The following is a 21871-nucleotide window of genomic DNA, read 5'->3' on the forward strand; positions in this document are numbered from 1 at the left end:
CGATCCACCTGGAGGACCCCGTGGCCCTGATCCGCCACTTCATCGCCGGCGAGGACTTCCCCGCAGACCCGTCCGTGCAGCCGGACCGCACGGGCCCCGTCTTCAACCCGGCCACCGGCGAGCGCCAGCACGAGGTCGCCCTGGCCGATGCGGACCAGACCGCGCACGCCATCGCCGCAGCGAAGGCCGCCTTCCCCGCCTGGCGGGCGACCAGCCTGACCAAGCGCGCCGACGTGATGTTCCGCCTCCGTCACCTCCTCACGGAGCGCCGCGACGAACTGGCAGCGATCGTCACGTCCGAGCACGGCAAGGTGCTCTCCGACGCCGCCGGTGAGATCGGCCGCGGACTCGAGAACGTGGAGTTCGCCTCCGGGCTGATCGACAAGCTGAAGGGCGAGTACAGCGAGCAGGTCTCCACCGGCGTCGACGTGCACAGCGTCAAGCAGCCGGTCGGCGTCGTCGGCTGCATCACGCCGTTCAACTTCCCGGTGATGGTGCCGCTGTGGATGGTCGCGAGCGCCATCGCGTGCGGCAATACGGTCGTACTGAAGCCGAGCGAGAAGGACCCGGGCGCCTCGGTGTTCCTGGCCAAACTGTTCCGCGAAGCCGGTCTGCCGGACGGCGTGCTGAACGTCGTGCACGGCGACAAGGAGGCGGTGGACGCCCTCCTCGACTCCCCCGATGTCGCCGCGGTCAGCTTCGTCGGTTCGACCCCGATCGCCCGCTCGATCTACCAGCGCGCCTCTGCCAACGGCAAGCGCGTCCAGGCCCTGGGCGGCGCCAAGAACCACATGGTGGTGCTGGAGGATGCGGACATCGACGCCGCCGCCGACGCCGCCGTCTCCGCCGCCTACGGTTCGGCCGGCGAACGCTGCATGGCCGTGAGCGTCGTCGTCGCGGTCGGCGACGTCGCCGACCGGCTGGTGCCGGCCATCCACTCGCGTCTCGACGCTCTGCGCATCGGCCCCGGCACCGACGCGGCCAGCGAGATGGGCCCGCTGATCACCCGGGAGCACCGCGACAAGGTCGCCTCCTACGTCACCGGAGCCGCGGCCGAGGGCGCGACGGTCGTCGCCGACGGCACCGAGCGCTCCTTCGAGGGCGACGGATTCTTCGTCGGTGTCAGCCTCCTCGACCACGTGAAGCCGGGCATGAAGGCGTACGACGACGAGATCTTCGGCCCGGTCCTGTCGGTCGTCCGCGTCGACTCGTACGAGGAGGCGGTGGAGCTGGTCAACGCCAACCCGTACGGCAACGGCGTCGCGCTGTTCACGCGCGACGGCGGCGCGGCCCGCCGCTTCGAGTTCGAGGTGGAGGTCGGGATGGTCGGCATCAACGTGCCCATCCCCGTCCCGGTCGGCGCATACTCGTTCGGAGGCTGGAAGAACTCGCTGTTCGGCGACTCCCACATCTACGGGCCCGAGTCGTTCCACTTCTACACGCGCAGCAAGGTGGTCACCACGCGGTGGCCCGACCCGGTGCACTCGCGCATCGAGCTGGCGTTCCCCGGCAACGCCTGAACGAAGGGGCACACCGTGACCGACACCATCCACACCTCCACCCGAACCGGATACACCGATCGGCACGGCGTCGAGCATCCCTTCGGCGACGAGGCCGCCGAGCGCCAGGTGCGCGCCGACGACCGCGGGCACGTGTTCCACTCGTGGAGCGCTCAGGCGAAGATCGACCCGCTGCCGATCGCCGCGGGCCAGGGCTCGACGTTCTGGGACTACCAGGGCACCGTGTACCTCGACTTCAGCTCGCAGCTGGTGAACCTCAACCTCGGCCACCAGCATCCCGACCTGGTCGCGGCCATCCAGCAGCAGGCCGGCCGGCTGGCCACCGTGCAACCGTCGATGGCGAACGACGTGCGCGGCGAGCTCGCCCGCCGGATCGCCGAGGTCGCGCCGGGGACCCTGAACTCGGTGTTCTTCACCAATGGAGGCGCGGACGCGAACGAGTACGCGGTGCGGCTCGCGCGACGGGTCACCGGACGCCGGAAGGTGCTCTCGATGTACCGCTCGTACCACGGCGGCACCTCGACCGCCATCGCGCTGACCGGCGACCCGCGGCGCTGGGCGAACGAGCCGAGCGACCCCTCCGTCGCCCACTTCTTCGGCCCCTACCCGTACCGCTCGGCGTTCCACGCGACCACCCCCGAGGAGGAGACGCAGCGCGCTCTCGAGCACCTCGAGAATGTGATCGTCCTGGAGGGTGCCGGCACCATCGCCGCGCTCATCCTGGAGACCATCGTCGGCACCAACGGCGTGCTCGTCCCGCCGCCCGGCTACCTCGCCGGCGTGCGCGAGCTGTGCGACCGCTACGGCATCGTCTACATCGCCGACGAGGTCATGGTCGGCTTCGGCCGGGTCGGCGAGTGGTTCGCGGTCGACGCGTTCGACGTCGTCCCGGACCTCATCACCTTCGCGAAGGGCGTCAACTCGGGCTACGTGCCGCTCGGCGGCGTCGTCATCTCGGATGCGATCGCGTCGTTCTTCGACGACGTGGCGTTCCAGGGCGGCCTGACCTACTCCGGCCATCCCCTCGCCTGCGCCGCCGGCGTCGCGACCTTCGAGGTGTTCGAGCGCGACGGCATCCTGGAGCGCGTCCGCGATCTCGGCGAGCGCGTGGCCGAGCCGGAGATCACGTCGTGGCTCGACCACCACCCGTCGCTCGGAGAGGTGCGCGGCCGCGGCCTGTTCTGGGCGCTGGAGCTGGTGCGCGACCGGGAGACGCGGGAGCCGCTGGTGCCGTTCAACGCCGCGGGCGCGGACGCCGCCCCCATGGCGGAGGTCGCGGCGGCCTGCAAGGCGGCCGGAGTCTGGCCGTTCACCCACTTCAACCGGATGCACATCGCGCCGCCGCTGGTGATCGAGGAGGACGAGCTGCGCCGCGGTCTCGCCGCGATCGACGCCGCCCTCGACGTCGCCGACCGCTACGCGGTCAGCTGATCGGCGGCCGGCGTGCACCTGCCCCGGCTATCGTGGCAGCATGAGTGAACCTGGAGACGGCCGCGTCGCGGTCTACATCGACTTCGACAACATCGTCATCTCGCGTTACGACCAGGTCCACGGCCGCGGCAGCTATATGCGCGACCGGCCGAAGTCCAGCTCTACGCCGCCGAAGGCCACCTTCGCCGAGAAGCTGGCGGAGGCACGCGTCGACCTGGGTGCGGTGATCGACTTCGCCTCCTCGTTCGGGACGCTCGTGCTGACCCGCGCCTACGCCGACTGGTCGTCGGCGGTCAACGCCGAGTACCGCGGCCAGCTGGTGGGCCGCGCCGTCGACCTGGTGCAGCTGTTCCCGGCCGCCGCCTACGCCAAGAACGGCGCCGACATCCGGTTGGCTGTCGACTCCGTGGAGGACCTGTTCCGGCTGCCCGAGCTCACGCACGTCGTGATCGTCGCGGGCGACTCCGACTACATCCCGCTGGCCCAGCGGGTGAAGCGGCTCGGCCGCTACGTGATCGGGATCGGCGTGGCGGGATCGACGGCCAAGTCGCTCGCCGCGGCCTGCGACGAGTTCGTCAGCTACGACGACCTGCCCGGCATCGCCCGGGACGAGGCCGCCGACGCCGAGGAGGCGGAGGTCGAAGCCGAGGAGGCGGAGCTGGATGCTGCCGCCGCCACCGCGCAGCCCGCGGCCGAGCCGTCCGCTGCGGCGGGCTCCGAGACGGGCTCCGAGACGGCAACGGTCGCGGAGGGACAGGGCGACGGCGACGCCGACGGCGCGCCGGCCGGGACGAAGCGGCCCACCCGGCGCGGCGGCCGCAAGCGCGCCCCGGCGTCGGAGGCCGTCGCCGATCCCGCCGAGGAGCAGCAGGAGGACCCTCAGCACGTCGCCACGCGGCTCCTAGCCCGTGCGATGCAGCTCGGCCACGAGAAGGACGACTCGCCGTGGCTGCACAGCTCGACGGTGAAGGGCCAGATGAAGCGGATGGACCCGTCCTTCAGCGAGAAGGCGCTCGGCTACCGGTCCTTCAGCGACTTCATCAAGTCCCGCAGCGACCTCGTCGAGCTGGACGACAGCTCCACCGCCCAGATGCTGCGCCTGGCGCCGACCCGGTCCCGCCGGGCGCGCCACAGCGGCCGCGCGGCCGACCCGGTGTCCGCATCCTGACCCTCTTGAGCAGCCACAGCACGGGGAGTTGACTGCCGAACATGGCACGACAGTGGACAGCAACGCAGTGGGGCGGACCGGAGACCTGGGAGTTCAGGGAGGTCGACGTCCCCGAGCCGCAGCACGGTGAGGTGACCATCCGGGTCACCGCGGCCGGTGTGAACCCCGCCGACTACAAGCACGTCTCGGCGCCGCGGGAGGGCCTCGAGCTCCCTGTGCCCATCGGCTACGAGGTCGCCGGGGTGATCGCGGCGATGGGCCCCGACACCGAGCTGGCGTCCGGTGGAGGCGCCGTCGGCGACCCCGTGGTCGCGTTCCGCATCCAGGGCGGGTACGCCACCGAGGTGACCGTCCCGGCGAAGGACGTGTTCGCCAAGCCGCCTCGGCTCGCCGACGAGGAGGCCGCCAACCTGCTCCTGGTCGGCACCACCGCCTCCCAGATGCTGTCCGTCACCGATGTCCGCGCCGGGGAGACCATCCTGGTCCACGGCGCGTCGGGCGCGGTCGGCGTGAGCATCCTCCAGCAGGCGGCCGAGATCGGCGCACGGGTCATCGGGACGGCCAGCGAGGCCAGCTTCGCGCGTGTGCGCCGCTTCGGCGGCCTCCCCGTGGCGTACGGTCCGGGGCTGGCGGAGCGGGTCGCGGAGGCCGCCCAGGGCAGGATCGCGGCCGCACTCGACACCGTGGGCACGGACGAAGCCGTCGACGTCTCGCTGCAGCTCGTCCCCGACCGCATCCGGATCGTCACCATCGTCGCGGCACAACGTGCCGAACAGGAGGGCTTCCACGCCGTGTTCGGCGCCCAGCCGGAGAGCCAGGCCTACCGCGACTCGGTGCGGGCGCACCTCCTCGAGCTCGCCGGAACCGGCCGGCTGCAGGTGCCCGTCGCGCGGACGTACCCGCTCGCGGAGGCGCCGGACGCGCTGGCGTTCCTGAAGGAGGGCCACCCGGGCGGGAAGCTGGCGCTGATCCCCTAGCGCCCGGTTCCCCTAGCGCTTGGCGAGGATGTCCTCCGCCTCCTCCTCCGAGACGACGACCATGCCCCCGGTCCGCTGACTGCTCTGCAGCAGCACCTCGAGCCAGCGCTCGTTCAGCCGGGGAGGCGCTGGCCGGGAGAACACGAAGGCCATCGGCACTTCGCGACTGATCCAGAGGCTCACCCGTCCACCGCCGAGATCGACGGGGATCTGCCAGTTCAGCAGGAAGCTCTCGTGCCGGCGGAGCTTGGTGACCACCGCGATCTTGACGTGCGAGAGTGTTCGCTCATCGAACTCGTACTCCTGGGCGGCGTGTCCGTAGATCAGGCGGGCCATGTCAGTCGGCCTCTGGCCGCCTGGCGCGTTTCGCCTTGCTGTCGCGATAGCTGCCGGCCGGGACCTCCTCGCGGATCTCCGCACGCAGGGAGTCCTCCAGGACGAGCCCGACGTTGCTGTTCGCCCGCTCGCTCAGCATGGTGAGCCAGTCGCGGTTGAGCTCCGGGAGCTCCGGGCGGGCGAACACGAACTGGACCGAGATCGAGGGGTCGAGCCAGATGGAGCGGAGGATGCCCTCCGAACCGGCCGTGCGGTCCGTCCAGATCAGGAGGAAGCCTTCACGCCGGCGGAGCTTGGCCTGAATGACCGCCTGGAGGTGGGCCAGCACCCGGTCGTCGAATGTGAAACCATCCGCACCGTCGTAGATCAAGGTTCCCACGGGTGTCCCTTCTGTCGACATCACTTTCCCGAACGTGCCGCGCGCCGTCAAGCCATTCTCTCCCGGTCCGCCGTAAAGTCCGGTCATGGACGCTCTCACGCGAACCATCAAAGCGGCCCTCCTCTACGAGGACGGCCGGACCCTCGACAGCGTCGTGGTCGTGCCCCTGATCGGCGGGTGCCCGCCCGGCGAGATCCGCGTGGCCACCACCTTCGCCGGCGCCCTCGCCTACGACGTGTACGAGCTGGCGGACGAAGAGCAGTACTCCTCCATGCCGGCCTACCCCTACCGCTCCACCGTCCCCGTGACAACCGAGGACCTGAAGGACTGACCTCTGGCGACTTCCGGGTAGCGTGGATGGAGTGACACGCTCCGACGACCGCGCCCGGCCGCGCACGGGATGGGCGGTCGGAGCTCTGAGCCTCGGCACCCTCCTCAACCCCCTCAACTCGTCGATGATCGCCGTCGCACTCGTGCCTCTGCAGCACGACTTCGGCGTGGATGTGACAGCCGTCACCTGGGTGATCACCTCCTTCTACCTGGCGTCGGCGGCCGGGCAGCCGCTGATGGGCCGCCTCGCCGACCGGTTCGGGCCTCGACGACTGTTCCTGTTCGGGATGGTCGTGGTGGCGCTCGCCTGTGCCGCAACGCCGTTCTCCGGGTCCTTCGTGGCGGTGTGCGCCGGCCGCGTCGCGCTGGCCATCGGAACGGCGACCGCGTTCCCCTCGGCGATCGCGATGCTCCGGCCGCTGGCCGCGCAGTCCGGGGTGGGGACCCCACGACTGCTCGGGCGCATCCAGATCGCCAACACCTCCGGCGCTGCGATCGGCCCCGTGCTGGGCGGGCTGCTGGTCACCTTCCTCGGCTGGCAGGCGATCTTCTGGGTGAACGTCCCGCTCGCAGTGCTGACCTTCTTCGGCGTCAGCCTGTTCGCGCCGCGCGACGCCGAGCGGGAGAGGACGCCGCTGGGCCGGACGCTGGCCGAGTCGGACATCCCCGGCATCCTGCTCTTCATCGCCACGCTCACCTCACTGCTGGTGTTCCTGCTCGACCTGCACCCGCAGCCGTTGTGGTGGCTGCTGCCGGTCTGTGTGATCGCCGCCGGCCTGTTCGTCTGGCGGGAGCTGCGCACCGCGCACCCGTTCCTGGACCTGCGGCTGCTCGCCGCCAACCGGCGGCTGCTGATGGTTTACCTGTGCTTCGCCATCTTCAACGTCGTCTACTACTCGGCGTTCTTCGGCCTCCCCCAGTACCTGCAGACGCATGACGGCTACTCGGCCGGCGTGGCGGGGCTGCTGATGTTCCCGCTGGCGGCCGTGACGATCGTCGTCACGCCGCTCGCCGCGCGCGCGATCGAGTCCGTCGGGCTGCGACCGACCCTGATCTCCGGTGCGATCGCTCTGGTGATCGGTGCGGCGCTGCTGGGCGTCGCCGCGCTGACGCCCGCGCCGTGGGCGGTGCTGCTGCTCACCGCAGCCCTCGGCATCCCGTACTGCATCGTGAGCATCGCGATGAACCAGGCCCTCTACTCGTCGGCCCGCCCGGAGGACAGCGGCGTCGCTGCGGGCATCTTCCAGACGTCGCGCTATGTCGGCGCGATCGTCGCGACCACCCTGCTCGGCCTGCTCTTCAGCGGCGGGACGACGGCGAGCAGCTGGCTGACGGCCGTCGCCGTCGCGACGGGGCTCGCGGTCGTGCACCTGGCGCTGCTGGTGTTCGTCCGTCCGGGCCGCCGTCGCGACGAAGCTGCCGCCACGGGGTAGTCCCGCGGGTAGTCCCCCGGGTAGTCCCGCGGGTAGTCCCAGGAGGGTCGCTGATCCTAGACTCCGCTCATGACGCTCTGGCTGGGCGGGACGCAGCTGGTGACGCAGCTGCTGCTGCTCGCTCTGGCCTTCGCGCTCTCGGCGATCATCGGTGTCGAACGGGAGAGGAGGCTGAAGAGCGCAGGACTGCGCACGCACATCCTCGTGGGGCTCGGGTCTGCGCTGTTCACCCTCGTGTCGGCCTACGGCTTCGTCTCACTGGGGCTTCCCGCGACCGACCCATCGCGCATCGCCGCGCAGGTCGTCACCGGGATCGGGTTCGTCGGCGCCGGCGTGATCTTCGTGAACCGCGGCAACGTCGTCGGGCTGACCACCGCAGCGTCCATCTGGGTGACGGCGGCCGTCGGGATGGCGTGCGGCGCCGGCCTGCCCCTGCTGGCCGTCGCCGGAGCAGCACTCCACCTCATCGCCGTCGGAACGCTGCCGATGGCCGAACGGGTGCTCCGCGGGACCTCCTGGAACACCGTGATCGTGCTTGCCCGGCCCGAAGGCGACACGCTGGCGCGCGTGCTCGACGCGTGCGACTCCGCCGGCGCCCGTGCCCGGGTCGACGGGCTGCGGCACATCGCGCAGCCGGACGGCATCGAACTGCGGATGGGCGTCCGGGCGAGCCCCGCCGCCACGCAGCGGCTCATCTCAGCGGTCGCAGCCGTGGACGGGGTGTCGTCGGTCCAGGTGGACCGGCCGCTGTCTTGAGCCACGCGTGCTGAGCCCGCGCGTCCTGAGCCCCCGCTTGCTGAGCCCGCGCGTCCTGAGCCCCCGCTTGCTGAGCCCGCGCGTCCTGAGAGCCGGGGACTGCGTCAGGCGACGAGCGTCGTCGCGCCGGGCGGAGCCTCCCTGCGCCTCGTCGACGACCGTGGGCACAGCGGGTTCGTGCAGCCCACCGGGACCGCGACGACCGCCCACGCCCCGCGTGACGTCGGGACCAGCCTCTTCTCCGCGGAGATCGGCGCTCCGCATTCCGCGCACACCCGTGCGTCCATCACCATATCGATCAACCCCATCCGAGCAACGGCGCCCGCATCACCACCTCCATGGTCCGCCGAGCGGCGAGCGGAAGCAAGGGCTGCGGTAGCGTCGATGCCATGCGACTCGACGGTCTGCGACTCGACGTTCCGACCACGGTCGGCCCCGGGAGGCTGACGGTGGCCGAAGCCGAGGATCCCGTCGCGGTCCTCTGGCTCGGCCACGGCGCCGGCGGAGGGATCGAGGCGGTGGACCTGGCGGCGCTCGCCGCAAAGCTGCCTGCGCTCGGGGTCACCGTCGTGCGCTACGAGCAGCCCTGGCGGGTGGCCGGGAAGCGCGTGGCGGCGCGCCCGGCGACGCTCGATACGGCATGGCTGGAGACCGCCCTGCGTGTTCGGGAGCTGGCGGACGGCCTGCCGCTCGTCGTCGGCGGGCGCAGCGCCGGAGCCCGCGTCGCCTGCCGGACCGCCGCCTCCACCGGTGCCGCCGGCGTCGTCTGCCTGGCCTTCCCGCTGCACCCGCCCGGCACTCCCGAGAAGTCACGGCTGGACGAGCTGCGACAGCCGTCGGTCCCGGTGCTGGTGCTGCAGGGCGGACGCGATCCGTTCGGGTCGGCGTCCGATCTGAGCGCCGAGCTCGGAGCTGCCGACGGCATCCGGGTCGTGGAGGTGCCCGGCGCCGATCACGGCATGAAGGTGGCCGCCGCGGCGCCTCTCCGCCCGGCCGGCGTCCGCGAACTGCTGATCGATACGGTCGCCGGGTTCGTACGCGACCTCGGCCAGCGGCGTTGACTCAGTACTGGCCCTTGACCACGAAGTAGGAGCCGCGGATCGTCCCGGCGAGCTTCGACTTCTGGCGGGCGAACTTGAAGGCGGACAGCTCCTCCGGCACCTCCATGCCGTCGGAGAGCTTGAAGCCGACCGCGCGCTTTCCGGCGTCGGCGACCGTCCAGAGCAGGTTGATGGAGAGCCCGGACTCGTAGAACACGTACGTCCAGTCGATCCCCTCGACCTCGAACCGCGTCGCCTCGAGAGCCGGCGACGCGATGACGATGTCGCGCTCCTCCTTCAGGACGCGGGTCACGCGCTCGACCGCTTCGGCCTCCTCCTGCGCCGTCCCCACCGTGAACTCGTGCTGGTACTTGTTGCGGAAGTAGCGCGCCTCGTTGGCCCGCAGGCCGGCGAGCGCGTCGGCGACAGGAGACGACTCCAGTCCGACGGTGGACACGTTCTCGAAGTCGACGACGTACGGCATAGACCCTCCCGGTTCGCGGTGCTCGCACCAACCTAGCGCGACCGGTGGCGCCTCCGCACGGGCCTGGCCGCAGCTAGGATGCGGGCATGAGCGCCGCCCCCGTCTACACGTCGACCTTCATCTTCGACACGAAGGAGTACGACGACGACTTCCACCGGCTCAACGACGAGATCGCGGAGCGCGCCCGCAGCATCCCCGGCTTCCTCGGCGAGGAGGCGTGGGAGAACCCGGAGACCGGACTCCACTCGGAGGTCTACTACTGGGACAGCCTCGACGCGCTGCAGCAGCTGATCGGCATGGAGACCCACCGCGAGGCGAAGCGCCTCCACGAACGCTGGATCGGCCCCTACCGCGTGGTCATCGGCCAGGTGCTCAGCACGTACGGGCAGCCCGGGCTCGGGCTGGAGCACGTGCCGGCCGAGGCGTGACAGCTCGCGTCACCGGGCGCAGCGGAACCCGATGTGCGTCATCGACGTGTCCTCGGTCTGCGGCGAGCGCGCGGCGGGACGGTAGCGCAGGCAGTAGTCCGGCGAGCACAGGTGGGAGCCGCCCTTGAGGGCGCGGCGGGGAGGATCGGCCGCCGGGTCGGAGGCGAACAGCAGCGGGCGCGCCCCGGCGTCCACGCTCCCCCGGCCGGCCGGGAGGTGCCGCGGCGTGAAGAAGCTGCTCGTCCACTCCCAGACGTTGCCGGTCATGTCGACGAGGCCGAAGGCGTTGGCCGGGTAGGAGCCGACGGGACTCGTGCCGCCCCAGCCCGCCTTCTCGTAGGGGAACCGGCCCTGCCAGTGGTTCGCGAGCGGCTCGGCTGCGTCGTCCTCGTCGCCCCAGCTGAACGTCGCCTGGTCGAGCCCACCCCGTGCCGCGAACTCCCACTCCGCCTCGGTCGGCAGGCGCTTCCCCGCCCAGTGGGCGTAGCTCGCGGCATCCTCGAAGCTCACCTGCACCACCGGGTGGTCCGCGCGCTCGTCGACCGACGACCCCGGGCCGGAGGGGTGCCTCCAGTCGGCGCCGGGGACCCACCTCCACCACTGCCGCCAGTCGCGCAGGTCGACCGGGCCCCGCGTCATCGTGAACACCATCGAGCCCGGGGCGCGCTCCTCCTCGGGGAGCTCCGGGAACTGCTCCTCGCTCAGCGGACGCTCGGCGGTGGTGACGTAACCGGTGGCGTCGACGAAGGCGGCGAACTGCGCGACGGTGACCGGCGTCGCATCCAACTCGAACGGCTCGACGGCGACCTCGTGGACCGGGCCCTCCTCCGGGTAGAAGCGGTCGGAGCCCATCCGGAAAACGCCGCCGTGGATCGAGATCATCTCCGGGGCCATCCGCTCCTCCTTCGTCTGCCTTCAGCCATCATGGACCGGCCGCACCGCTGTTGTCGCCTCAGTGAATGCTGTCTGGTGCCACCGGACGTACCCGCCCTACCATGTGGCTGCTTCCACCCCGACGACGGCAAGGAGCCCTCGATGAGCGACACTGATGCACTTCCCTTCCCGCCGACGCCGTCCGCCAGCGTCGCCGGACCGACGCTGGCCGAATCGACGTACCAACGGCGGACCACCCCGCGCCGGCTGCCCGCGGATGCGCCCAACTTCCTCATCGTGCTGATCGACGACGCCGGACCCGGCCTCCCCGACACGTTCGGCGGCGAGGTCCACACACCCGCGCTTTCGCGGGTCCTGGAGACCGGTGTCGGCTTCAACCGCTTCCACACCACGGCCATGTGCTCCCCCACTCGGGCGTCGCTGCTCACCGGACGGAACCATCACCGCATCGGCAACGGCCAGATCGCCGAACTCGCGAACGACTGGGACGGGTACGCGGGCGAGATCCCGACCAGCAGCGCGCTCTGCGCCGAGGTGCTGACCCAGTACGGGTACGCCACGTCGGCCTTCGGGAAGTGGCACAACACCCCCGCGCTGGAGACCAGCGCCACCGGGCCGTTCCACAACTGGCCGTCGGAGCGGGGCTTCGAGTACTTCTACGGCTTCCTCGCGGGCGAGGCGTCGCAGTACGAGCCGAATCTGGTCCGCAACACGACCTCCGTCGCACCGCCCAAGACGGCCGAGGAGGGCTACCACCTCAGTGAGGATCTCGCCGACGACGCCATCCACTGGCTTCGCAACCAGAAGGCGCTGCAACCGGACAAGCCGTTCTTCATGTACTGGGCGTCGGGCTGCCTGCACGGCCCGCACCAGGTCATGCAGGAGTGGGCCGACAAGTACGCCGGGAAGTTCGACGACGGCTGGGACGCCTACCGGGAGCGCGTCTACACCCGGGCCAAGGAGCTCGGCTGGATCCCCGAGGATGCTGAGCTCACACCGCGTCACGAGACGATGCAGGCGTGGGAGGACGTTCCGCTCGACGAGCGGCCCTTCCAGTCCCGGTTGATGGAGGTCGCGGCCGGCTTCGCCGAGTACACGGACGTGCAGGTGGGTCGCCTCCTCGACGAGCTCGACGAGCTCGGATACGCCGAGAACACCGTGGTCATGTACATCTGGGGCGACAACGGGTCCTCCGCCGAGGGGCAGAACGGGACCATCAGCGAGCTTCTGGCGCAGAACGGCATCCCGACCAGCGTGCCGATGCACATCCAGGCGCTGGAGGGACTGGGCGGACTGAGCGCCCTCGGCACGCCGCGCGTCGAGAATCAGTACCACTCCGCGTGGGGCTGGGCCGGGAGCACCCCGTACAAGGGGACGAAGCTGCTCGCCTCCCACCTCGGCGGCACCCGCAACCCGCTGTGCGTGTCCTGGCCGGCCCGGATCGCGCCGGACCGCACGGCACACACACAGTTCACCCACTGCGTCGACATCGTGCCCACCGTGTACGAGCTGGCCGGCATCCGCCCGCCCCGCACGGTCGGCGGCGTCCCGCAGCTGCCCATCGACGGCTCCAGCTTCGCCGACGCGCTCTTCGACGCCGACGCCCCGACCCGCCACCGCACCCAGTACTTCGAGGTGATGGGCAGCCGAGCGATCTATCACGACGGGTGGATGGCGTCCGCATTCGGCCCGCGCGTGCCCTGGCTGCCCGGCCTCCCGGAGGGCATCAGGGAGTGGACGCCCGACCACGACACCTGGGAGCTCTACGACCTCGACCACGACTGGAGTCAGGCGCACGATCTCGCAGAATCGCACCCCGACAAGCTGGCGGAGCTGCGCGAACTGTTCGCGGCCGAGGCGGCCAGGAACAGCGTCTTCCCGATCGGCGGCGGCCTCTGGATCCCCATCTTCCATCCTGAGCTGCGGATCTCGACGCCGTACCGGGAGTGGAACTTCACCGGGGATGTGGAGCGGGTCCCCGAATTCATCGCACCGGCGCTCGGCAACCGGGCGAACACCGTCGACATCGACGCCGTGGTCGGCGACCCCGCCGAGGGGGTGCTCTACTCCCTCGGCGGCGTGGGCGGCGGACTCGCCTGCTACCTCGACGACGGCCACCTGGTCTACGAGTACAACCTCTTCCTCATCCAGCGGACCAGGATCCGGTCGGGGGGCCGCATCTCGCCGGGCGCCCACCGCATCCGGATCGAGACGACCGTCGTCGAGCCGCGGCCGGCCAGCCCGCTGGGGATCGCCGTGACCCTCGACGGGGAGGAGTTCGCGTCCGGCGTCGTACCGGTGAGCGCGCCGCTGATCTTCACGGCGAACGACTGCCTCGACATCGGACGCACCCTCGGCGGCTCGGTGTCCACCGCGTACGCCGAGCGTGCGCCGTTCCCGTTCACCGGGCGGATCGGGAGGGTCGGAATCCGGTACACGTCGTGACCTTCGTCACGGGCTCCCCATCCCCAGGTTCGAGTGTTTGGATGAGCGCGTGGGGCTGGACAGGCTGAGCAGTGCGGGAACGGACTCCGATGCGGAGGCGCTCCTGCGCGAACTCGTCGACAGCGTCACCCGTTCGCTCCCGGCCGACGTCGCCGCGAGCGCGCTCGTCGTCGAACGCACCCGCTCGCTCTCCGACCGGGTGGCCCACCGACCCGGCGCCATCACCCGGATACGGCTGTCCGGCCCCTCCGAGACGCTGTCCCTGAAGCGGGAGCCCGGACCTCGCTGGACGGCCGAGGTCGAGCAGCACTACGGCACCGTTTCGCTCTCGACCCGCACGATCACCCTCCCTCACTGGCTGACGGCGTTCGCCCAGCTCGTCGCCCGGCTGGCGGTGCGCGCCGCGGAAGAGTCAGCGGATTCGGCGCGTGCGCTGCAGACGCTGGGGATCCTGCCGCCCGGCTCCGAGATCCACGTCGACGACGCGAACCTCGCACAGGACCTGCTGACCCTCGCCGCCCGTATCGGCCGTCGCGTGCCGGACGAGGCCGTGGCGGCCGTCGGGCGCATCGGCGGACTGCTCGCCGAGACCCTTCCGCGGGTGGCCGGGACGGGCGAACCGGAGGTGATCGTACGGGTGGCGGCGACCGTCTACCTCCCCGACACGCTTCGGGCGTACCTGGCACTGCCTGCCGAGTGGGCTGCCGAGCATGTGCTGGCCGGCGGACTCACCCCGGCTCAGGCGCTGATTGCCCAACTCGACGCGCTCGAATCCGCTGCTCGCACGATGAGGGACGCAGCGGTCGAGCAGGACGCGTCGGCCCTGCTGATCAACGGCCGCTTCCTGGCGGACCGGTTCGCCGGGTCGAGACTGAAGCTCGACCTTCCCTGACGGGCGCCGGCAGTCAGCTCGTGCCGGAGCGCGACCGGTCCAGGTAGCTCTGCGACCGGGCCACCTGCTGCTCGAGCGCATCCACGGTGACGGCCATCGCCTCCACCGCCTTCGCGCGGTACCCGTCGATGGCGTCCATCGTCGCGAACACGTTGTCGAAGGCGCGCTGCAGAGTGGCGACGCTCACGCCCGACGACGAGGCCTGATCGTGCACCATCGCGGTCTGCTGCTTCAGCAGCTCGCTCGTGCTCTCGATCATCGAGTCGGTTGTGTCGTTGAGGGCGGCGATCTGGTCGAGCACCAGCCGCTGGTTCTCGAGGCCGTCGGCGACGACGACGGCGGTCCGCAGAGCCGAGACGGTCGTCGTGCGCGCGCGCTCGACAGCCTTGATGAGCTCCGCGTTGTTCTTGCGCAGCACATCGAGCGCGAGGTAGCCCTGCACCGATACGGCGATCTGCCTGGTCAGGTCCTCCCGGCGCTGACGGATGGGGAACAGGGCGTCCGCGGTCATCGCGTCGGCCCGCCCGGGGTCGGACGCTCTCAGCTCCGCGATGCGGGCGGCGGTGGCGACGTCGAGCGCCGCGGTGAGGGCGTTGTACTCGGCGAGCGCACCCATCGTCGTCCAGAGCGATTCGCGCTCGTGCTCGATCGCGGCGTTGTCCTTCAGAAGCTCGTCCTGGCTGGAGATCAGGGCCCGGATGATGGCGTCCAGCTGCTTCTGCGCCGACTGGTACCGCTCGAAGTAGCGCGTCAGCTTGCGCCCTCCCGGGATGCGGATCAGCGCACGCTTGGGCGCGCTCAGGTCGGCCCGGCCCGGGTCGAGGTCGGTGACGGTCGTCCTGAGGTCCTGAAGCGCGCGTGCCACCTGCGCCTGCGGATCCGCCGCTGCGCCACGACCGCGGGCGGCGGCGAGCGAGGACGCCGGCCGCTCCAGCATCCGGTTCGCCATCTCCGCCGACGAGCGGATCTCCCGGTCCCCCAGACGCGTGATGTCGACGACCTTGCGGGTGAACTCCGGGCTGCCGGGCTGCAGCTCAGCCAGCTCATCCACGAAAGACTGCGCTTTGTCCTGCAGTTCGGCGCGCTTCCCCGGTGGGACCGCGACCATGCCGATCGCCTGCTCCTCCTGGATCTCCGGGACGGCAGCGGGCGGAGTGAGCACGATGTCGGTGCCGTCCGGCGCCTCCAGCGGCGTGGACGGCTGGTTCTCCTCGAGTTCGGACATGCGCGCCTCCTCCCGGGAGCGGCAGCGCCCCCTGGTCAAGAGTAGAACGGGAAGGCGTGCCGGCCGTGGGGGAATTGTCTCGGCTACTTGGGCATCGGCACCGACGGGTGCGCCACCCTCCCGGTCAGTCGCAGACGTCGATGACGTCGTTCCTGCTCGTCGAGAGCATGCTGATGACGGTTCGCGCGCCAGACGGTGCCGCGGCGACCTGGAACACGAGGTAGCGTCCACCGGACGGTCCGTCCGCATACGTGGTGTAACCCATCGAGTCGTCGTACCTGGAGTGGGTCTTCTGAATGCTGGGGTATGCAGCCAGGAGATCGGACTCCGTCGACCCGATCCGGATCCCCGCGTCGGTGGAGGGTGACGACGAGACAACCGTTTCCGACGGTTCACGCACCGCGAACTGCGCGTACGAGAAGGTCGGGTCCGGCACCGCAGTCCCCCGCGAATCCTCTTGCATCACCGAGATGTTGATCGCAGCGGGCGGCGCCTCCGGGTCAGTCCAATACCCGGGCGGGCAGTCGACCGTGTCTTCCACGGGCACAAGGCCGGCCGCGGACGCAAGGGCGGCCAGCGACTGACCGACACGGACGTCGGCGACCCGGTCGAACCCCAGAATCCAGGTGCTCGGGTCGGCAGGATTCTGAGTCGGTGCCGGAGTCGCGGACTCGATGGCAGTGGGGGTGGGATCTTGTGTCACCGTCGCGCTGGGGCTCACCAGCACGGCCGGGGCCGCTGACGCACATCCGCCGAGAAGCAGGACCATGGCGATCGATGCTGCTCCAGCAACTGTTCGTGGCTTCACGTTTCCTCCGATAGGCGTTTACCTACTGATGTCCGGTCGGGTCGACATGGTTCCATTTCACGTTCGCCGCAGAACGACCCCTGCATCCTGTGCTCAGGAGTAGCAGGAAACCCCAGATCAGCTACACGTTGAAGCGGAACTCGACCACGTCGCCGTCCTGCATGACGTAGTCCTTGCCCTCCATGCGGGCCTTGCCGCGGGAGCGTGCCTCTGCGACGCTTCCGGCCTCCATCAGGTCGTGGAAGGAGATGACCTCCGCCTTGATGAAGCCCTTCTCGAAGTCGGTGTGGATGACGCCGGCCGCCTGGGGGGCCTTCCAGCCCTTGTGGATGGTCCAGGCGCGCGACTCCTTGGGGCCCGCGGTGAGGTAGGTCTGCAGGCCGAGGGTGTCGAAGCCGATGCGGGCGAGCTGGTCGAGGCCGGACTCCTCCTGGCCCGTCGAGGCGAGCAGCTCAGCGGCGTCGGCGGCCTCCAGGTCGATCAGCTCGGACTCCAGCTTGGCGTCCAGGAAGACGGCCTGGGCGGGGGCGACGAGTGCGGCGAGCTCGGCGCGACGGGACTCGTCGTTGAGCACGTCCTCGTCCACGTTGAAGACGTAGATGAACGGCTTCGCGGTGAGCAGGCCCAGCTCGCGGACCGGCTCCAGGTCGATCGACGACGTGGAGAGCGGCTTGCCCGAGTTGAGGTACTGGATCGCCTCGCGCGCGGTCTCGAGCACGATCGGCTCCAGCTTGCGGCCCTTGACCTCCTTCTCGTAGCGCTGCTCCGCCTTCTCGAGGGTCTGCAGGTCGGCGAGGATGAGCTCCGTGTTGATGGTCTCCATGTCGCCCGCCGGGTCGGTCTTGCCCGCGACGTGGACGACGTCGGCGTCGCTGAAACCACGCACCACCTGGGCGATCGCGTCGGCCTCGCGGATGTTCGCCAGGAACTTGTTGCCCAGGCCCTCACCCTCGCTCGCGCCCTTCACGATGCCCGCGATGTCGACGAACGACACCGGCGCGGGGACGATCCGCTCGCTGTGGAACAGCTCGGCGAGCTGATCCAGCCGCGGGTCGGGCAGGTTCACCACGCCGACGTTCGGCTCGATGGTCGCGAACGGATAGTTCGCGGCGAGCGCGTCGTTCTTGGTCAGCGCGTTGAACAGGGTGGACTTGCCCACGTTGGGCAGTCCGACGATTCCGATAGTGAGAGCCACGGTCGTCCATTCTACGGGCCGGGCTCAGCCCTCCCGGGTGGCGCGGTAGGAGCGGGTGACATACGGCAGCTCGAACGTCTCGCGACCGGCCAGATCCGGATGCTCGCGCATCAGACGCCGCAGGGACTGGATCACCGCGGCCTGACCGTCCGCATCCTTCGTGATGAAATAGCTGCGGGACCGGGCCAGATCGAGCAGGCCGTCATGGCTGAGCGCCTGCACCCAGTGGGTCTCGTGCTTCTCCAGCGGGCCGAACGGCGGCGCCAGGACGGGGTCGCCCTCGTCGTCGAATGCCGCCGATCCTGCGTCCATCAGCTCGCCCAGCTCGCGCACCCAGCCGACGCTCTCGTCGCGTTCGTTCCAGCTGAGGCCGAGCCGGCCGCCGGGCCGGAGGACGCGGGCCACCTCCGGGATGGCGCGGTCGGCATCCACCCAGTGCCACGCCTGAGCGACGAGGACCAGGCCGAAGGCGGCGTCCGCGAACGGGATGCGCTCGGCGGTACCCTCGTGCGCGTCCACCTCGGGCAGACGCTGGCGGAGCACGCGCAGCATTTCGGGCGACGGGTCGACGGCAGCGACGTCAAGCCCGCGTTCCGTGAGGTCGGCTGTGAGCTTGCCGGTGCCCGCACCGAGGTCGAGAACAGGACCCTCGACGCCGTCCGTGAGCCAGCTCACTGCGTCGGCCGGGTAGGACGGCCGGGCGGCGTCGTACACGTCGGCGGCCCGGTCGAAGGAGGCCGCGTGGAGGTCGAGCTGTCGACGGGAGCGCATGCCGCCGATGGTACGCGGGCCGGGTCGCCGCCGCCCGTCCTTCTCGCCGAAGGCGGGGACGAGGGAGGGGTCGGAGGGGGCGGATGGGGCGGCGCGCGGGCGGGATGCGGGGCGGCGTCGGTGGGCCGTGTCAGCATGACGACGTGACCCTGGATTTCACCGCCATCGACTTCGAGACCGCCAACTCCTCCCCCGCATCGGCCTGCTCGGTCGGGCTGGTGAAAGTGCGGGACGGCAAGGTGGTCGACCGAGCGGGGTGGCTGATCCGGCCGCCGCTGGGGCACGACCACTTCCAGGAGTGGAACGTCCGCATCCACGGCATCCAGGCCCACGAAGTGGCCGACGCGGCCGGCTGGGTGGACCAGCTGGCCGACCTCGTCGAGTTCGCGGAAGACGACCACCTGGTCGCGCACAACGCCGGGTTCGACATGGGCGTGATCCGTGCAGCCTGTGCCGCCACACTGGTCGCCTGCCCCGAATACAGCTACCTCTGCAGCCTCCAGGTCGCACGGCGGACCTACTCGCTGGAGTCGTACCGCCTCCCGGTCGCGGCGATGGCGGCGGGCTTCGAAGGGTTCCACCACCACGACGCGCTCGCGGATGCGGAAGCCTGCGCGGCCATCGTCATCCACGCCGCCCGCCGGCACGAGGCCGCGACGATCGCCGACCTGTCCGCGCTGACCGGGGCGCGGCTCGGGCGCATCGGCGTCCCCGTCGCCGCCTGAGCGGTCCGGCACCAGCTCCGCCTCCGGTTGGCCGCCGAGTGGTGACATGATGTCGCCATTCGCGCCGGATTCGAGCATCCACTCACGACTCGCGGCCCTGGCGGAGTCCAGTGTCGGAGGGCGCTGACACACTGAGGACATGGACATCCTCGCCCTCCTCCTCGGCCTCCTGATCGGGCTCGTCGCCGGCGCCGTCGGCGCGGGCATCGCCGTCATGCGGCTGATCCGCACCCGTGCTGCGGCCGAGCCGGCGACCCCGGTGATCGACCCGGCCGTGCTGGCCGCTCAGCACCAGGCCGAGCTGGCGGAGCTGCGGGCGGCGGAGGCCGCGGTGCAGTCCGAGATCCGCGCCGACCTGGCCGCGGCGCACGGGCGCGTCGATGCACTGCAGGAGCAGCTGCTCACCGCCCAGCTGCAGTACCGCGAGGCGGTCGAGCGGCACCGGGCGGAGGCCGAAGCGCGCGCCGCGCAGGAGCGCGCGGAGAGCAAGGTGCTGCAGGCGCTCGCTCCTGTCCGCGAGAGCCTCAGCGACATGCAGCGCAAGGTGGTCGAGCTGGAGACGCAGCGCAACCAGCAGCACGGCCAGCTCGCACAGCAGCTACGGTCGGCGGCCGAGTCGGAGGAGCGGCTGCGGAGCACGGCCGAGGCGCTGGCCTCAGCGCTCCGCTCCAACAGCACCCGTGGTGTCTGGGGCGAGACGCAGCTGCGCAGCGTGGTGGAGGCCGCCGGCCTCCTCGAGCGGGTCGACTTCGACGTGCAGTCGAGCATCCACTCCGAGTCGGGCGCAGGGCGTCCCGACATGATCGTGCGGCTGCCGGGCGGCAAGAGCATCGCGCTCGACGCAAAGGTCCCGTTCAACGCCTACCTGGAGGCCAGCCAGATCCCGGCGACCGCGACCGGATCCGAGGGGGCACAGCGGGAGGCGCTGCTCAAGCAGCACGTGAAGGCGGTGCGCGACCACATCACGGCCCTCGGCAACAAGGCCTACTGGACCGGCCTCGAGTCGTCGCCGGAGCTCGTGATCGCCTTCATCCCGAGCGAGTCGCTGGTGTCGTCGGCGCTGGAGGCGGACCCGTCCATCATGGAGTTCGCGTTCGGCAAGCGGGTGGCGCTCGCGTCGCCGGTGACCCTGTGGTCGGTCCTCAAGACGGTGGCGTTCAGCTGGCAGCAGGATGTGCTCACGCAGGAGGCCAAGCAGCTGTTCGACCTGAGCCGCACGCTGTACAGCCGCCTGGCCACGACGGCCGGCCACATCGAGAAGCTGGGCCGGTCGCTGGAGCGGACGGTCAAGGACTACAACGGCTTCGTCGGCTCGTTCGAGCGGCAGGTCTTCCCCGCTGCCCGCAAGCTCAATGCGCTCGACGAGACGAAGGTGATCGGCGTCCTCGACGGCATCGAGGAGGCGCCGCGCGAGCTGACCGCCTTCGAGCTGGTCAGCGAACTCGAACCGCGCGACATGCACGGCATCGACAAGCTGGCGATCGAGGAGCAGGAGCGCGCCCACGCGCTGGAGGCCGAGCAGAACTCCGGCGCGGCGTAACCCCTGCTCCCGATTCGTCACGAATCCTGCGAATGCCGCGCCGAAAGGCCGCATTCGTCACGAATCGGGAGGCTCTTGACGCGGAGACCGTCAGAGCTGGTGCGGCTCCAGCCACTTCTCCGCCAGGTGGTCGGCGATCACGCGGCGAGCGGTGCCCGACTTCGAGCGCAGCACGATCGACTCGGTGCGGATGATCGGCCCCTTGCGGCGCACACCCTCGACCAGCCCGCCGTCGGTCACGCCGGTCGCGACGAAGAACGTGTTGTCGCCCTTCACCAGGTCGTCCGCGCCGTACACCTTGTCCATGTCGAGACCGGCGGCCTCCCCGGCAGCGCGCTCCGCCGCATCCTTCGGGGCGAGCCGCCCCTGCATGAATCCGCCCAGCGCCTTGATCGCACACGCCGTGGTGATGCCCTCCGGGCTCCCACCGATCCCCACGCACATGTCGATGCGCGACTCGTAGCGTGCAGCATTGATCCCGCCCGCGACATCCCCGTCGAGCAGCAGCCGCGTCCCGGCGCCGGCCGCGCGGATCTCCTCGATCAGCCCTTCGTGGCGCGGCCGATCCAGCACGGCGACCCGGATCTCCCCCACCGGCTTGCCCTTCGCCTTCGCCAGCTCGCGGATGTTGTCGCCGATCGACTGCGACAGGTCCACGACTCCGCGCCCCTCCGCGCCGGTGACGATCTTCGACATGTAGAACACGGACGACGCGTCGAGCATGGTGCCGCGGTCGGACACGGCGATCACCGAGAGCGCGTTCTGCCGGCCGGCCGCGGTGAGCGACGTCCCATCGATCGGGTCGACCGCGATGTCCACGGCAGGTCCGCGGCCGTTGCCGACGTGCTCGCCGTTGAACAGCATGGGCGCGTTGTCCTTCTCGCCCTCGCCGATCACGATCACGCCGTCGAAGTTGACCGTCCCGAGGAACTTGCGCATCGCATCCACCGCAGCGCCATCGGCCGCGTTCTTGTCGCCGCGCCCGATCCACGGGGTGGCCCGGATGGCCGCCGCTTCTGTCGCGCGCACCAGCTCCATGGCCAGGTTCCGGTCCGGGTGCGTGAAGTGGGGTGCGCTGTCGGTGCTGGTCATGA

22 protein-coding genes are annotated in these 21871 nt (G+C 70.5%); 13 read left to right on the forward strand and 9 right to left on the reverse strand.

The features are described from left to right. Positions 1-20: 20 nt before the first annotated feature. The 4 genes from SB754_RS10070 to SB754_RS10085 are packed head-to-tail and all read left to right on the forward strand — an operon-like array spanning position 21 to position 5096. Positions 21-1520, forward strand: a complete 1500-nt coding sequence (locus SB754_RS10070) for a CoA-acylating methylmalonate-semialdehyde dehydrogenase (protein ID WP_410782186.1) — start codon at positions 21-23, stop codon at positions 1518-1520. Positions 1521-1535: 15 nt separating this feature from the next. Next, entirely contained in the window at positions 1536-2951 is a 1416-nt protein-coding gene (locus SB754_RS10075; RefSeq protein WP_410782187.1) for an aspartate aminotransferase family protein, read from the forward strand. Between the two features lie 40 nt (positions 2952-2991). Then, entirely contained in the window at positions 2992-4119 is a 1128-nt protein-coding gene (locus tag SB754_RS10080; RefSeq protein ID WP_410782188.1) for an NYN domain-containing protein, read from the forward strand. Positions 4120-4160: 41 nt separating this feature from the next. Beyond that, a complete protein-coding gene (locus tag SB754_RS10085) occupies positions 4161-5096 on the forward strand; it encodes an NADP-dependent oxidoreductase (protein ID WP_410782189.1) in 936 nt (311 codons plus the stop codon). Positions 5097-5108: 12 nt separating this feature from the next. Here SB754_RS10085 and SB754_RS10090 read toward each other — a convergent pair whose 3' ends face one another. Both SB754_RS10090 and SB754_RS10095 read right to left on the reverse strand, forming a co-directional pair. Further along, a complete protein-coding gene (locus tag SB754_RS10090) occupies positions 5109-5432 on the reverse strand; it encodes a hypothetical protein (RefSeq protein WP_410782190.1) in 324 nt (107 codons plus the stop codon). 1 nt (position 5433) lies between these two features. Beyond that, positions 5434-5811, reverse strand: a complete 378-nt coding sequence (locus tag SB754_RS10095) for a hypothetical protein (RefSeq protein WP_410782191.1) — start codon at positions 5809-5811, stop codon at positions 5434-5436. An 85-nt stretch (positions 5812-5896) separates the two neighbouring features. Between SB754_RS10095 and SB754_RS10100 the strand changes: the two genes are divergently transcribed. The 4 genes from SB754_RS10100 to SB754_RS10115 all read left to right on the forward strand — a co-directional run bounded on the left by SB754_RS10100 (position 5897) and on the right by SB754_RS10115 (position 9391). After that, entirely contained in the window at positions 5897-6142 is a 246-nt protein-coding gene (locus SB754_RS10100; protein ID WP_410782192.1) for a hypothetical protein, read from the forward strand. 31 nt (positions 6143-6173) lie between these two features. Next, positions 6174-7574, forward strand: coding sequence for an MFS transporter (locus SB754_RS10105; RefSeq protein WP_410782193.1), 1401 nt, complete (start codon positions 6174-6176; stop codon positions 7572-7574). 69 nt (positions 7575-7643) lie between these two features. Next, complete coding sequence (locus tag SB754_RS10110; RefSeq protein ID WP_410782194.1) at positions 7644-8330, forward strand: MgtC/SapB family protein; 687 nt, start codon at positions 7644-7646, stop codon at positions 8328-8330. 389 nt (positions 8331-8719) lie between these two features. After that, positions 8720-9391, forward strand: coding sequence for an alpha/beta family hydrolase (locus SB754_RS10115; RefSeq protein ID WP_410782195.1), 672 nt, complete (start codon positions 8720-8722; stop codon positions 9389-9391). A gap of 1 nt (position 9392) precedes the next feature. Here SB754_RS10115 and SB754_RS10120 read toward each other — a convergent pair whose 3' ends face one another. Next, positions 9393-9854 (reverse strand): phage tail protein, encoded by a 462-nt coding sequence (locus SB754_RS10120; RefSeq protein WP_410782196.1) that lies wholly within the window; start codon positions 9852-9854, stop codon positions 9393-9395. A gap of 86 nt (positions 9855-9940) precedes the next feature. Here SB754_RS10120 and SB754_RS10125 point away from each other — a divergent pair, with 86 nt between their 5' ends. Further along, complete coding sequence (locus SB754_RS10125; RefSeq protein WP_410782197.1) at positions 9941-10282, forward strand: antibiotic biosynthesis monooxygenase family protein; 342 nt, start codon at positions 9941-9943, stop codon at positions 10280-10282. Positions 10283-10291: 9 nt separating this feature from the next. Here SB754_RS10125 and SB754_RS10130 read toward each other — a convergent pair whose 3' ends face one another. Then, positions 10292-11176, reverse strand: coding sequence for a formylglycine-generating enzyme family protein (locus SB754_RS10130; RefSeq protein ID WP_410782198.1), 885 nt, complete (start codon positions 11174-11176; stop codon positions 10292-10294). 141 nt (positions 11177-11317) lie between these two features. Here SB754_RS10130 and SB754_RS10135 point away from each other — a divergent pair, with 141 nt between their 5' ends. Together SB754_RS10135 and SB754_RS10140 are read left to right on the forward strand one after the other, a co-directional pair. Next, entirely contained in the window at positions 11318-13621 is a 2304-nt protein-coding gene (locus SB754_RS10135) for an arylsulfatase (RefSeq protein WP_410782199.1), read from the forward strand. A gap of 49 nt (positions 13622-13670) precedes the next feature. Further along, positions 13671-14513 carry a hypothetical protein gene (locus SB754_RS10140; protein ID WP_410782200.1) on the forward strand — a complete coding sequence of 281 codons (843 nt, stop codon included), beginning with the start codon at positions 13671-13673 and terminating at the stop codon, positions 14511-14513. A 13-nt stretch (positions 14514-14526) separates the two neighbouring features. Here SB754_RS10140 and SB754_RS10145 read toward each other — a convergent pair whose 3' ends face one another. The 4 genes from SB754_RS10145 to SB754_RS10160 all read right to left on the reverse strand — a co-directional run bounded on the left by SB754_RS10145 (position 14527) and on the right by SB754_RS10160 (position 18512). Further along, entirely contained in the window at positions 14527-15738 is a 1212-nt protein-coding gene (locus SB754_RS10145; RefSeq protein ID WP_410782201.1) for a toxic anion resistance protein, read from the reverse strand. 124 nt (positions 15739-15862) lie between these two features. Further along, positions 15863-16507 (reverse strand): hypothetical protein, encoded by a 645-nt coding sequence (locus SB754_RS10150; protein ID WP_410782202.1) that lies wholly within the window; start codon positions 16505-16507, stop codon positions 15863-15865. A 160-nt stretch (positions 16508-16667) separates the two neighbouring features. Continuing rightward, positions 16668-17741, reverse strand: coding sequence for a redox-regulated ATPase YchF (gene ychF / locus SB754_RS10155; RefSeq protein WP_410782203.1), 1074 nt, complete (start codon positions 17739-17741; stop codon positions 16668-16670). 24 nt (positions 17742-17765) lie between these two features. Next, on the reverse strand, positions 17766-18512 hold the full coding sequence (locus SB754_RS10160; protein ID WP_410782204.1) for a class I SAM-dependent methyltransferase: 747 nt from the start codon (positions 18510-18512) through the stop codon (positions 17766-17768). 143 nt (positions 18513-18655) lie between these two features. Between SB754_RS10160 and SB754_RS10165 the strand changes: the two genes are divergently transcribed. Next, entirely contained in the window at positions 18656-19237 is a 582-nt protein-coding gene (locus tag SB754_RS10165) for an exonuclease domain-containing protein (RefSeq protein ID WP_410782205.1), read from the forward strand. Between the two features lie 139 nt (positions 19238-19376). Further along, on the forward strand, positions 19377-20777 hold the full coding sequence (locus tag SB754_RS10170; RefSeq protein WP_410782206.1) for a DNA recombination protein RmuC: 1401 nt from the start codon (positions 19377-19379) through the stop codon (positions 20775-20777). A 90-nt stretch (positions 20778-20867) separates the two neighbouring features. On the opposite strand, the gene glpX is transcribed toward SB754_RS10170, so the two are convergent. Next, entirely contained in the window at positions 20868-21869 is a 1002-nt protein-coding gene (glpX, locus tag SB754_RS10175) for a class II fructose-bisphosphatase (RefSeq protein ID WP_410782207.1), read from the reverse strand. Between the last annotated feature and the right edge of the window lie 2 nt (positions 21870-21871).

The sequence above is a fragment of the Leifsonia sp. SIMBA_070 genome (assembly GCF_046534635.1).
GTDB lineage: Bacteria > Actinomycetota > Actinomycetes > Actinomycetales > Microbacteriaceae > Leifsonia.